8 protein-coding genes and 2 pseudogenes are annotated in these 13892 nt (G+C 47.4%); 9 read left to right on the top strand and 1 reads right to left on the bottom strand.

The annotated features are described in order from the left end of the window. The 9 genes and pseudogenes from DXA20_RS10125 (at nucleotide 1) to DXA20_RS10085 (ending at nucleotide 11587) form a co-directional block, all read left to right on the top strand. Nucleotides 1-1193, top strand: a pseudogene (locus tag DXA20_RS10125) (sporulation protein YqfD). A gap of 45 nt (nucleotides 1194-1238) precedes the next feature. Next, nucleotides 1239-2252: a PhoH family protein gene (locus tag DXA20_RS10120; protein WP_022306209.1), complete on the top strand. Its 1014-nt coding sequence runs from the start codon at nucleotides 1239-1241 to the stop codon at nucleotides 2250-2252. Next, on the top strand, nucleotides 2236-3426 hold the full coding sequence (locus DXA20_RS10115; RefSeq protein ID WP_118560546.1) for an HD domain-containing protein: 1191 nt from the start codon (nucleotides 2236-2238) through the stop codon (nucleotides 3424-3426). The genes DXA20_RS10120 and DXA20_RS10115 overlap by 17 nt, the downstream gene beginning before the upstream one ends. Before the next feature lie 32 nt (nucleotides 3427-3458). Then, complete coding sequence (ybeY, locus tag DXA20_RS10110) at nucleotides 3459-3965, top strand: rRNA maturation RNase YbeY (protein WP_118560544.1); 507 nt, start codon at nucleotides 3459-3461, stop codon at nucleotides 3963-3965. Between the two features lie 72 nt (nucleotides 3966-4037). Next, nucleotides 4038-5699 carry a putative polysaccharide biosynthesis protein gene (locus DXA20_RS10105; RefSeq protein ID WP_118560542.1) on the top strand — a complete coding sequence of 554 codons (1662 nt, stop codon included), beginning with the start codon at nucleotides 4038-4040 and terminating at the stop codon, nucleotides 5697-5699. Between the two features lie 46 nt (nucleotides 5700-5745). Then, the gene (locus DXA20_RS10100) at nucleotides 5746-8958 is read left to right on the top strand and encodes a DEAD/DEAH box helicase (RefSeq protein ID WP_118560540.1); all 3213 of its coding nucleotides are present in this window, start codon (nucleotides 5746-5748) and stop codon (nucleotides 8956-8958) included. A 202-nt stretch (nucleotides 8959-9160) separates the two neighbouring features. Continuing rightward, nucleotides 9161-9505 (top strand): 50S ribosomal protein L19, encoded by a 345-nt coding sequence (gene rplS / locus DXA20_RS10095; protein WP_118560538.1) that lies wholly within the window; start codon nucleotides 9161-9163, stop codon nucleotides 9503-9505. A 198-nt stretch (nucleotides 9506-9703) separates the two neighbouring features. Continuing rightward, nucleotides 9704-10411, top strand: a complete 708-nt coding sequence (locus DXA20_RS10090) for an acyl-[acyl-carrier-protein] thioesterase (RefSeq protein ID WP_158577204.1) — start codon at nucleotides 9704-9706, stop codon at nucleotides 10409-10411. Nucleotides 10412-10513: 102 nt separating this feature from the next. Further along, the gene (locus DXA20_RS10085; RefSeq protein WP_118560534.1) at nucleotides 10514-11587 is read left to right on the top strand and encodes a zinc ribbon domain-containing protein; all 1074 of its coding nucleotides are present in this window, start codon (nucleotides 10514-10516) and stop codon (nucleotides 11585-11587) included. A gap of 191 nt (nucleotides 11588-11778) precedes the next feature. On the opposite strand, the pseudogene DXA20_RS18420 reads toward DXA20_RS10085, so the two are convergent. After that, nucleotides 11779-13376 (bottom strand): annotated as a pseudogene (locus tag DXA20_RS18420) (peptide chain release factor 3). Between the last annotated feature and the right edge of the window lie 516 nt (nucleotides 13377-13892).

Here is a 13892-nt window from a genome sequence, read left to right as displayed (position 1 = left end):
ATGATACATAGAATAATGACTTGGTGTGCCGGGTATGTCTTGGTACGTCTGCCGGGAGCGCAGGCAGAGCGCTTTGTCAATATCTGCCGGGCAAAGGGGATTGTCTGGTGGGGACTTCGGTGGCAGCAGGATCAGCGGATGGTGTATGGATATCTTCGCAGAAGTGATTACTATAAGCTTCGCCCAATCGCTGCCAAGACGGGTGTATTTCCGCTGGTGCGGGAAAGGATCGGTGGCTATTCTGGCTGCGAAGAGGAATGGCGCGGGCAAGCTTCTGGTGCGGTCTTTTGTGCTTTCTGGGAATCCTGTTTTTCATGTCCGGACGGATCTGGGGGATCGAGGTGTCCGGTCAGTCCTACCACACGAGGGAGAGTATCCTTAAATATCTGGAGTCGGAGAATGTCTACGGAGGAATGTCCGGCAGCGGGATTTCCTGCGGGGAGCTTGAGACAAAGCTTCGAAAGAAATATCCGGATGTTGGCTGGGTATCGGTAGAAAAATCAGGGAGCAAGCTTTATGTGCGGCTCGATGAGGTGCTTCTGCAGAAAAAGAAAACGAACAAAACGCCGAAAAGTCTTGTGGCACAGGAGGATGGAACCGTGCTCAGTATTGTGACAAGAACAGGTACGGCAAAGGTCAGGGCGGGAGATACGGTCAGGAAGGGACAGAAGCTGATCTCCGAGAAGGTAAAGATCATCGGTGACAACGAGGAGGTTGTGCAGAAGCGGCACGTCAGGGCTGCGGGCACAGTCGTAGTGCAGTCGGTGCAGCATTATGAGGATGAGCTGCCGGTTCCGTATCGGAAACAGAAGCTGACCGGAAAACAGCGGACTTTATATCAGATTTGCATTGGAAATCATAATCTTTTTGTATATAACCCGTTAAAAAGTTTGGAAAGTTACGAAAAGTATGATATAATCCGAGAAGGTGGGCGACTATGCCCTTTTCTGTCATGCCGTTTTCCGGTATTTGTCTGGAAAAAGACATTCCGTGAGGTATGTGCAGAGAACGGACGTTATTCGCCGGAGGAGGCAGCCGGGATACTGCAGGATCGGTTTGATTATTATCGGTTACAGATGAGAGACAATGGCTGCTATGATCTGGAAGGAGAGCTTTCGGTGAAGGAGCGTAATGGGAGCTTCTACGGAACAGCTACGATCATTTATTCCAGAAAGCAGACGCAGTATCGATAGAGAGGCGACCCCATGGATTATCAGTATTTGGAGGAATTATAGTACATGTCGATTATGGAGACAGTTATAGAGATACCTGCCGAACATGAGAAAAACATATTTGGCAGCTTTGACGCTTACATCAAAAAGATCGAGAGAAACTTAAATGTAACGATGGTTGCCAGAGATGGCAGCTTAAAGCTGGTGGGAGAGGCAGCAAGCGTAAAGACGGCAGAGAGCATTCTGATGCAGCTTCTGGAGCTTTCCCGCAGGGGCAATACGATCACGGAGCAGAATGTGGATTATGCTCTGGCACTTTCCATGGAGCATCGTGAATCAGAGCTGGTGGAGATCGATTCGGACATTGTCTGCCGGACGATCCAGGGAAAGCCGATCAAGCCAAAGACGACCGGACAGAAGAAATACGTGGACCAGATCCGCAAGAAAATGATCGTGTTTGGCGTGGGACCGGCGGGAACCGGAAAGACATATCTTGCGATGGCAATGGCGATCGAGGCATTTAAACGTGATGAGGTCAGCCGCATTATTCTGACAAGACCGGCGATCGAGGCGGGAGAAAAACTCGGATTTCTGCCGGGTGATCTGCAGAGCAAGGTGGATCCTTATCTGCGTCCGCTCTATGATGCACTGCATCAGATCATGGGAGTGGACAGCTATCTGCGCAATGTGGAAAAGGGGCTTATTGAGGTAGCTCCGTTAGCATATATGAGAGGACGTACGCTGGATAACTCATTTATCATTCTGGATGAGGCACAGAATACGACACCGGCACAGATGAAGATGTTTCTGACACGAATCGGATTTGGCTCCAAGGTAGTTGTGACCGGAGATCAGACGCAGAAGGATCTTCCGTCCGGAACGGCTTCCGGACTGGATCAGGCGATCAATGTTCTGAAAAACGTGGAGGATATCGGATTTTCTTTCCTGGATAATAAGGATGTTGTTCGTCATCCGCTGGTACAGCAGATCGTCAGTGCGTATGACGACTATGAGAAGAAGCAGGCACGCAGAGAAGCAAGAAAGAAGGAGCAGGGGGCACGGCATGGAAAGGAAAAATGAATCGAAAATGTTTTCCGCAGTGATGTATCTGTCACTGGTACTTGGAGCGTTGATATGCGCCGGAATTAATCGAATGAGCATTCCGGGGATGATGGTTCAGGTGTGCTACAGCCTGATCCTCGGTGTTGTATTTATGACACTTCTGCATGCAGGACAGGACATGCTTTGGCAGCAGATTCCGGAGAAGTTGATCTATCTTTTTTCCTTTTCGGTGGCACTGTGTCTGATCGGTGTCGCATCCCGTTATCATGTGGGAATGTTTATACTTCTGCCGCTTGCAGTTGTGAGTCGGCTCGACAAGCTTGAGATCAAGGTGGTGACGTTTGGGACACTTATGATGACTTATTTGTGCAATGCGGCGTTTGTCAATAATGATCTTGGACAGATGGTATATTATCTGATCATGGCGGTTGCATTTTTGATGATCGTGTCTATGCTGCAGAGCAGGGAGGAGCTGCCATATGCCGCAGTGATCCTGACAGCACTCTGCCTTGCGCTGTTTGTGATCCGCTGTCGTTTTCAGGGCAGTGAGATGTTCATGCAGAGATATTATCTGATCCTGGAGCTTGGAAGTCTGGTATTTCTGGCACTGTTTTGTGCAATCTTACAGCTTTTTACCGTACATGAGCCGGAGGAGGAAGTGCAGGAGGCACCGGCACAGGAACTCGATATGATGGCATATCTGCAGGATGATTTTCCGCTGATCCGCAAGCTGAAGGAGAACGATGCACTGTACCGTCATTCCTGTGAGATCAGCAGGCTTTCCGAGATGGCAGCGAAGGAGATGGGATTTAAAGATGGTCTTGCGGCAGCTGGAGGAATGTTTCATGAGGCGGGACGCCTTTTAGTACCGGATAACTATATGGAGGGCAATGATGCGCTGGCGCAGACCTATGGATTCTCGGAGGAGTTAGTGGCAGTGATTCGTCAGCATAATACAGGAAGTGAGATTCCGAAGAGTCCGGAAGCAGCCATTGTAATGCTCAGTGATTGTATTTTATCAACGGGTGAGTATCTTCAGGAAAACGGCAAACGCAGTGCGATCACAGACGAAAAGCTTGTTATGAGTATTTTTGCCAATCGAATGGAAAAGGGAAGTCTGGCGCAGGCAGGACTGACACAGGAGCAGATAGAACGGCTGAGAACATTTTATGTTGCACATGCATTTGAATAGAGAGACAGATTGAGGGAGGAATTTGATCAATTATGACAATTTGTTTTGAGAATGAAACAGATCAGGAACTGGATTTTGATTATGAGAATATTTTGGAAAAGGTGATCCGGCAGGCGGCAGACCAGGAGAAATGCCCCTATGAGTTTGAGGTCAATGTAACATTTACCGACAACGATTCGATCCGTGAGATCAACCGGGAGTTTCGGGAGCTTGACGTTCCGACGGATGTTCTTTCTTTTCCGATGGTGGATTATCCGGCACCGGCAGACTTTTCGGAGTTGGAGGGGGAAAATGCTTCGGCAGAGTATTTCCACCCGGAAACGGGAGAACTGATCCTCGGAGATATTGTGATCTCTGTGGAACGCGCCAGAATGCAGGCTGAGGAGTATGGACATTCTCTGAAGAGAGAGATCTGTTTTCTGACGGCGCACAGCATGCTTCATCTGTTCGGCTATGACCATATCGAGGATGAGGAGCGGGTGGAGATGGAACAGCGTCAGGAGCAGATCCTTCAGGCACTCGGTATCATACGTGAGTAGACAAAGATTTAATATACAGGAAAATACCTGCGGTTCCGGTGCCACAGGAGTTGGAAAGGCTTGGTTATCACAATGGAAACAACAAATAAAAAACTGACCGCTGCCGGCGGTTTCTTAAAACAGGGAAGTATTTTGGCTGTGGCATCGATCCTGGTGCGAATGATCGGTCTGTTGTATCGTATTCCAATGGCGAATATTATCGGTCCGGAGGGAAACGGTATTTATTCGTCTGCATACGAGATCTACAATATTCTGCTGATCATATCCTCTTACGGTATGCCGATGGCAGTCTCCAAGATGGTATCTGCCAAGTGTGTCGAGAAGAGGTATAAGGAAGCATATCATATTTTTCGTTGTTCCATGATATTTTCGCTCTGTACCGGTGGTGCGGCAGCACTGTTTGTATTCTTCGGTGCAGACTGGCTCGAGAAGAATTTCTTTAAGAGCTTTTACGGAATTGCGATCCCGCTTCGGATTCTGGCACCGACTATATTTGTAGTGGCTATTATGGGTACACTCCGTGGTTTGTTCCAGGGAAGAAAGACGATGATGCCGACAGCGATCTCCCAGATCTTTGAGCAGATCGTAAATGCGATCGTCAGTGTGTCTGCGGCATTCTTTATGATGCGTGCGCACAGCGCTTCCGCAAAATTCTCCGCATGGGGAGCAGCCGGCGGTACACTCGGTACCAGCATGGGCGCGTTGATGGCACTGATCTTTCTGGTATTTGTATATCTGATCTACCGTCCGGTCATGAAGAAGCAGCAGAGAAGAGATCATGTTTCCGAAGCAATGTCTGTGGGAGAGACCTACAAGCTGATCCTTTGGACTGCCATCCCGATCATTCTGAGCCAGACGGTATATCAGCTCAGCGGTATCATTGATGTATCCCTGATCAACTGGGTATTGCCAACGAGAGGTATTACCGGTACACAGATCAGTACATGGCAGGGAATCTACAGCACACAGTACAGAACGCTTGTGAGTGTGCCGATCGCCGTATCGACCGCCATTGCATCTTCGATGGTGCCAAGCCTTGTAGCGTCTTATATTGGCAAGGATAAGTATGCGGTACACCGCAAGGTCAACCTTGCTGTGAAGTTTAATATGATCATTGCATTTCCATCGGCTGTCGGTATGGCAGTGCTTGCCGTGCCGATCATTCATTCCATTTATCCGTCCATGGATTATAAGATGGGTTCCATGATGATGATCATCGGTTCCGGCTGTATTATTTTCTATGCACTGTCAACCGTGACAAGCGGTGTGTTACAGAGTATCGACCAGATGCGCCTGCCGGTATGGCATTCCCTGATCTCTCTGATCGTGCATGTGATCCTGGTATGGTTTCTGATGCGCTTTACCGGACTTGGTGTATATGCCCTTGTCATCGGTAACGTCACATATCCATTGTTAGTATGTGTGTTAAACGGCTATTCCGTCAGCGTACATCTCGGCTTCAAGCAGGAGGTTACGAAATGCTTTTGCGTGCCGTTTCTGGCATCGGCTGCTATGGGGGTTATCACCTTCCTGGTATTTAAGCTGTTCCATCTGCTGACACGAAGCAATATCATTTCCCTGCTGCCGGCACTGATCGCAGCGGTATGTGTTTATTTTGTACTGATCCTGAAAATGAAGGGACTTACCAGAGATGAATTATATGAATTTCCGTTTGGAAGGAAGATGTCTGTTGTTGCAGATAAACTGCATCTGCTGGCAGACGAAGAAGCGTAACCGTTGATCAAAGACAGTTTGATTGAAAGAAAAGAGGTTTCGTAAAATGCAGAGAATCACACGAGAGGCAATTCGCCGCATGGCATCCTCAGAAACGGTATATTACCGCGGAATGCGTTATTATGCAGCGCATGCGGTAAGTGATGTGACCTGGAATGAGAACAATGGTCAGTATCGAAGTGTGGTACATGGAGGAAACCAGTATGTCGTGACGATACAGGTGTCTGAAGATGGAGAGTGGCTTTATACCTGCAACTGTCCGTCGCATGTTAAGCAAAAGGGAGCCTGTAAGCATGTTGTGGCAACACTTTTATTTATTGCGGATTACCAGCAGCGGGAGAACGTAAAGGAGCATCTGGATACCAGGGATAAAACTGCTTATCAGATTATTGAATATTTCCAGAAAAGAGAATTTCGCAGACTCAGTCCGACCTATTATCATCTGGGACTCCGTATTACGATCCCGTCGCTTTTAAGGAAGCAGAATGCTAAGGCGTATTTAAGCCTGTACGCCGGCTCCGAGAAAATGTATAAGGTGACAAACACCAAGAAGTTTATCGCGGATTATTACGAGGAGAAGGACATTCGTCTTGGAAAGCAGTTTTACTTTATTCCGGGAGAATGTGCCTTTGATGAGGCGTCCGCTAATGTGATGTCCTATCTGACCGAGATTTACGAGATTCAGGAGACGCTCGGTAAGACTTATTATTCCAATCTGTTCAGCAGACAGGAGATGGTCTTATCACAGAATATGCTGGTGAAGCTTTTGCATCTGGCAAAGGGACTGGAATGCCAGCTGAGTTTGTTTGGCAAAGACGCAGGGACTGCGCAGATCGTGGAAGGACGCCCGGAGATTTCTCTCGACATGAAGATGGATGAGGAAGGATTGACGCTTGCCCAGGAGGGCGAGGATAAGCTGTATGCGCTGTCAGAGGACGGTTCGATCCTTTATTACCGGAAAGACATTTATCTGCCGGAGCGGGATTATATCTGCAATCTTCTGCCGTTTTATTCCAGTCTGTTCCGGTCGCAGGAGGGACAGATCGATTTCCGCGGCGAAAACAAAAAGCGTTTTATCGAGAAGGTTTTGCCGGTCATTAAAAAGTCCATGCAGGTACAGGTGCCGGAACAGCTTCGGGAAAGCTATATTGTAGAGGCACTGCAGCCGGAGCTCTATCTTGATATCAGCCAGATGCGCAAGAAGTATTACGTTTCTGCAAGGCTGGAGTTTTGCTACGGGAAGTATCATGTGAATCCGTTGCAGGAGGAGTTTACGTCAGACGATATCATTCTTGTCCGTGACAAGGAGGAAGAGGAGCGGCTGATCAGCATTCTTTACGGACTGAATTTTCAGGTGCAGGGAGACTGCTTTTTACTGAAAAATGAAAACGATATTTTTGAACTGATGACAGAACGGATCAGCGAGCTGACCGATCATTTTAAGGTATTTTATTCCAAAGAATATAAAAGCCACGGCATTCGCAAAATGGGAACGATGTCCGCCAATATCCGGCTGGATACGGATATTAATCTGTTAGAGATCGATCTTGGCTATGCGCAGATCCCGCAGGAGGAGCTGGAGGCATTCTTCCGCTCGGTTCAGTTGAAACGGAAGTATTTCAGGTTAAAGGACGGCTCCTTTATTGATCTGACAAGAGAGGATCCGCAGCTTCATTCGTTGCGCTGGATGTTGGATAACGATCAGGAATACTCCGGCAGCAAGTTGAAGTTTCATAAGAGTACGGCAATGTTTTTAGAGAAGATGCTGCCGCGGGGAAGCCGTCTGCAGAGACAGGAGGCTTATGAAAGACTTTTGCAGGATCTGAAGCATCCGGAGCAGGCAAGCTGGGAGATACCGGAGACCGTGACGGCTTCTCTGCGGCCGTATCAGGTGGTGGGATATCAGTGGCTTAAGACGCTGGCGCACTATGGCATGGGAGGAATCCTTGCAGACGATATGGGTCTTGGTAAGACACTGCAGGCAATCGTCTATATCTGCTCCTTCCCGGGACAAAAGACGCTGATCGTCTGTCCGACATCGTTAGCCTATAACTGGCAGGATGAGTTTCAGAAGTTTGCACCGTCGATCCGTACCTGCATTGTGCAGGGAACGCCGGAGGAGAGAGAGGAACTCATTGCCGGACGGCAGGGCGATTACGATGTGTGGATCACAACATATCCGCTGATACGGAAGGACACCAAAAGCTACCAGCAGCAAAAGTATGATCACATTTTTCTGGATGAGGCGCAATTTATCAAGAATCCGTCCTCTCTGGGCGCAAAGGCAGTCAAGAGCATTCCGGCAGACAACCGGTTTGCACTGACCGGTACGCCGATCGAGAATGCACTTTCCGAACTGTGGTCGATCTTTGATTTTATTATGCCGGGCTTTTTTATGAAGTATTCAAGGTTTGCCGATGCCTATGAAAAACCGATTTTAAAGGAGCACGACCAGAATAAGATGAAGGAGCTTCGGACCAGGATACAGCCGTTTGTCCTGCGTCGTATGAAGAAGGAAGTCTTAAAGGAGCTGCCGGATAAGATTGAGACAAAGCGTATGGCAGAGATGACAGCAAAACAGAAAAAGATATATCTGTCGTATCTGTCAAGGATTCAGGAGGAGATGAAGGGCGTCGGCACCTTTGAGGCTGCAGGTGGCAGAATGCAGGTTCTTGCGGCGTTGACGAGACTGCGCCAGATCTGCTGTCATCCGGGTACCTTCATTGAAAACTATCATGGTGGCAGCGGCAAGCTGGATCTTCTGCTGGAGCAGCTTCCGGACATCCTCAACGGCGGTCACAGCGTGATCATCTTTTCACAGTTCACCTCGATGCTCAATATCATTGCGCAGGAGCTTACCAAGCAGGGAATCGCCTATCATTATCTGGCAGGTGCCACGAAGCCGGAGCAGCGCAAGGAATACGTCAAAAGCTTTAACCAGGGAAGGGTCAAGGTGTTTTTGATCTCTCTCAAGGCGGGAGGAACCGGACTGAACTTAACCGGTGCAGACACCGTGATCCACTTTGATCCATGGTGGAATCCGGCGGTGGAAGAGCAGGCGACAGACCGTGCATACCGGATTGGTCAGAAGAAGAAGGTACAGGTGATCAAACTGATTATGAAGGATTCGATCGAAGAAAAGATCGATGCCCTGCAGACCCGCAAGAAGCTTTTATCCGAAAATGTAATCGAGGCGGGGGAGGTATTTGTAAACCAGCTTACGATGGAAGAGCTGATGGAGCTGTTTCAGATAGAATAACAGTAATCGGTGTCATGGCTGCTGCAAAGAGGACGGATTCCCTAAGTGGCGATTCATTTTTCTATTGATTTTTAAAATTAGGGGTTGTCTTGGCGGAAATGTTATGATATGATAGTGTGGTTGTGAGTAGAGATATTCCTCTGTTACGGTTGCGGACAGCACATAAGTATTAAGAATGTCGAAAATAAAAGGAGGTCACATCATGAACGATATTATTAAGGCAATTGAAGACGAGCAGTTGAAGGAAGTTGCAGATTTCCGTGTCGGAGATACTGTAAAGGTTTATGCAAAGGTTATCGAGGGTAGCCGTGAGCGTATCCAGGTTTACGAGGGAACAGTTCTGAAGAGACAGAACGGTGGTGCCAGAGAGACATTCACAGTTAGAAAGTTCTCTAACGGTGTAGGTGTTGAGAAGACTTGGCCGCTTCATTCCCCAATTATCGACAAGATCGAGGTTGTACGAAAAGGTAAGGCAAGACGTGCTAAACTGTTCTATCTTCGTGACAGAGTAGGTAAGGCTGCAAAGGTAAAAGAGCTTGTAAAATAATTATTATGATGCAAGGGTCAAATGACCTTTTGTACCTAATATCATTATTATTCTTGCAGCAGAAAGGAGTTTCCGTTTTCAATGGAAGCTCCTTTTTTCGTGATATAGGAAAATGTTCGTAATGTAGTGTGACGCAGGGAAATGCTTGTTTTGTCATTTTTGGGCGTTATGATCCTTGTTATGGGAAAGGAGAAAAGAATGTATTCATTTGATAGCAGAGTAAGATACAGTGAGCTGGCGGAGAACGGTAAATTAAGCCCGGACGGGATTGTCAATTATCTGCAGGACTGCACCTGTTTCGAGTCAGAGGAATTAGGTGTCGGAATGGATACCGTTTACGGCAGACAGAAAATGTGGGTGTTGAATTTCTGGCAGATCGTGATCGACCGTTATCCGGATATGGGCGAGCATATTAAGATCGCGACACAGGCATGCGGCAGCGAGAAGATGTTTGGCTATCGTAACTTTCTGATCTATGGCGAGGACGGCAAGGCTGCGGTTCAGGCATATTCTATCTGGACGCTGTTAGACCGGGTAAAGATGCGTCCCTGCATGGTAAGTCCGGAGGATATTGATCTGTATGGCATCGCAGATCCGCTTCCGTTGGAAAAGGTCTCCCGGAAGATTCCGGTTCCAAAGGAGGGCGGGCAGGAACAGAAGGCATTTGTGGTACAGGAGTATCATCTGGATACGAATCACCACGTCAATAACGGGCAATATGTCCGCATGGCGACCGCATATCTGCCGGAAACGTTTGTGATCCGTGAGTTGCGTGTGGAGTATCGTAGTCAGGCGATGCTTGGAGATACGATCCGGCCGGTGCGTTATGAGACGCCGGACGGCTATCTGGTTGCACTGCAGGATTCTGCGGGGAAAGCATATTGTGTTGTCCGATTTATGGGATAGAACTGCGGTTGTGAAGAGTTTGTGAAAACCGCCGGAAACCTTGAGTTTTGGCGGGGGGTATGCTAGTATTAGTTAGAGAACGATTAAGAGGAGGACGAAATTATGTGGTGTCCAAAGTGTAAGACAGAGTACAGAGACGGGATCACCGTCTGTGCAGATTGCGGAACCGAGCTTGTAGAAGGAACGGCAGCCGATTTTGAAACGGTTGATATCTGCAATCTCAAGGACGAGCAGATGGCAGACCGTTTTGTGGAGTATCTGGAATATTCCAAGGTAAAGGGAGCTCTGAAAAAGTACGATGAGGAGACAGACAGCTATAAAGTGACTGTCCCGGAGAAGATGGCGAAAAAGGCGGAGCGTCTTTTTGAGGGTTTTCTGACCGCTGTGGAGGAGGATATCGAGCAGCAGAAGGAAGAAGCACGCAGACAGGAGCTTGAGAAGAAAACTGCTGATGAGGACGCAGATGCAGATGCTTCCGATGAGACAGAGGATGACAGCGAAGAGGAAAAAGTTCTTGCAGGGAGTGATTCAGAGGATGAGGAAGAGACCTCAGAGCCGGAAGAGTATGACTGGGATGCAGAGGATGAAGCATCTGATCCGAATTACAATCCGTTTGCAGAGGACAATGAGGAGCTGAAGTTGGGAGAAGATGATGACGAGGAGGATACAGCCAGAGATCTTTTATACGAGTCCACTAAAGAGTATGTGACCAAAGAGGATGCGTACAAAGATATGTTATTCTCCGGTCTGACATTTATTATCTTCGGTATTATCGGAGAAGCATACCTGCTGTTATGTAAGCTGGATATCATTCCGATCAAGTATAATGTTGTAGTCCTTTGGGGACTTGCACTGATGTTTTTACTGTTTTTGATCGGCGGTATTGTTTCTGTTGTAAAGTCTGCAAGAATTAAGACAGAGATTCCGATCGAAAAGGAAAAGACAGAAAAGATCCTTGCATGGATGAGCGAGAACCTGACAAAGGAGATCGCTGAGAAGTGGACCAATCCGGAGGTGTCTCAGGCAGAGAATGATCTGGTGGTTATGGCACATATCCGCAGCAATCTGGTGAAGCAGTATCCGGAGGAGGATCCGGCATACCTGGATATGATCAGTGAGCAGTATTTCACCGATCATATCCAGCCTGACGAGGAAGAGATAGAGGAAGAGGTCTAAGATCCGGATATAGAAAGAAGAACGAAGAGAGTGTTCGAAAGGACGCTCTCTTTTTTGTGGTATAGGAAAATTCTCGTTGGCATAACACTACGTTACAAGCATTTTCTAAGATATTAAAAGTGCCGAACCATAGGTTAAAACCTGTGACTCAGCACTTTTTGTTATCGGTATTTACGGACAGGTGAACCGGATCAGTTCTTTTTAAATTCCAGAAGCTCCAGTCCTTCGTTATCTTCGAGAACCATGCGGATCATCCAGTCATTGACAAAGAGGAGCAGTGGGTTGCCCTTCATATCCTTGACTGCCTTGACATTGTTCATACGTTTCAGCTTCGTGACATCCGTGGTCGGATCGCCCACCCAGCGGATATATTCATACGGCAGGGACTCCAGACGGATCTCACAGCCGTATTCGTTTTCCAGACGGTACTTCAATACATCGAACTGAAGTACACCGACAACGCCTACGATAATCTCGGACATTCCGGCTGTAAATTCCTGAAAGATCTGAATAGCACCCTCCTGTGCGATCTGGGTGATTCCCTTGACGAACTGCTTTCGTTTCATGGAATTAAGCTGAACTACACGACAGAAATGCTCAGGAGCGAAGGTTGGGATTCCTTCATACTCAAACTTGCTGCCCGGCATTGTGATCGTGTCGCCGATGGAGAAAATGCCCGGGTCAAAGACTCCGATCACATCTCCGGCATATGCCTCTGAAATTACCTGACGATCCTGTGCCATGATCTGCTGTGGCTGGGAGAGCTTCAGCTTACGTTTGCTCTGTACATGATACACATCCTTATCGGCCTCAAATTTACCGGAACAGATTCGCATAAATGCAATTCGGTCGCGGTGAGCCTTATTCATATTTGCCTGAATCTTAAAGACAAACGCAGAAAACGGAGAGGTAACCGGATCGATGTCGCCCTCGTTGGAGTGGCGTGGCAGAGGTGGTGTTGTCATCTGCAAAAAGTAATTCAGAAAGGTTTCTACACCGAAGGTGGTCAGTGCGGAACCGAAAAATACAGGAGAAAGTTCGCCATTCTGAACCTGCTTAAGATCCAGCGGATCGCTGGCACCGTCTAACAGTTCGATCTCTTCCAGAAGCTGATCGTACAGATCATCCCCGGCAAGCTCCCTGAGTGCCGGATCGTCAATGGAGTAATCGGTCTCAGCGGCTGCTTGGCACCACCGGTTGCTACAGACTGGAAGGAGCGGACGGTCTTGGCATCGCGGTCGTAAATTCCCTTAAAACGTTTACCGGAACCGATCGGCCAGTTGACCGGACAGGTGCGGATACCGAGTACGGTTTCAATATCATCCAGAAGCTCAAACGAATCCTTGGCGTCGCGGTCCATTTTGTTGATAAAGGTAAAGATTGGAATGTGACGCATTACACAAACCTTAAACAGCTTGATCGTTTGTGCCTCCACACCCTTGGAAGCATCGATCACCATTACGGCGGAATCCGCAGCCATCAGTGTACGGTAGGTATCCTCGGAAAAGTCCTGATGTCCCGGTGTATCCAGAATATTGATACAATAATCGTTATAATTAAACTGCAGAACGGAAGAAGTAACGGAGATACCACGTTCCTTCTCAATCTCCATCCAGTCAGATACGGCATATTTGGAATTTGCCTTTCCCTTTACAGAACCGGCGGTATTGATCGCCCCTCCGTATAACAGAAACTTCTCCGTCAATGTCGTTTTACCGGCATCCGGGTGTGAGATGATCGCAAAGGTTCTTCGTTTCTCAATCTGTTTTCTTAAATCATTTTCTGACATGTTGATCCTCCGATATATTCTAATAATATGATGCAAGGGTTAAAGGCAGATAGCAATGTACGTTTACATATAAATTGCTATCCGGTGGCCAGACATCATGTACTGCAATTAAAAGTGTCCAAACAGTACGATTATACGATATATTGATGGCTGTTTCAAGGGGGAAAGTAGGCATGGAGGCATCTTTCCGGAAAAGCAAGGTGTGAAAAATTAAATTTCCATAGAAAATGCGATTGACACCTGCGAGGCGTGCATTATATAATTCAGGTCACATAAAAGAGATGCAGGTAAATATAAACGGAATCTCCATGGAAATGATGAAAAATCTTGACCTTCTCAAAAATGAGAATATAATTAAAACAGAGAATGGCAAAGGAGAAGCAGCAAAATGAAGTCAGAAATTGCAGAAGACAATATGTAATGACCTCCAATTTGTAGCATCGTGGATTTACCTGTATACTATGAATTGGAAAAAAACAATGGTAACAGGGATTACCGCATACAAAAGGAGGTCAC

Origin of the sequence: Roseburia sp. AM59-24XD, from assembly GCF_003478445.1 — a bacterium.
GTDB lineage: Bacteria > Bacillota > Clostridia > Lachnospirales > Lachnospiraceae > Jutongia.
The sequence above is the reverse complement of the archived record's forward strand: the minus strand, read 5'-3'. Positions and strand labels throughout refer to the sequence as shown.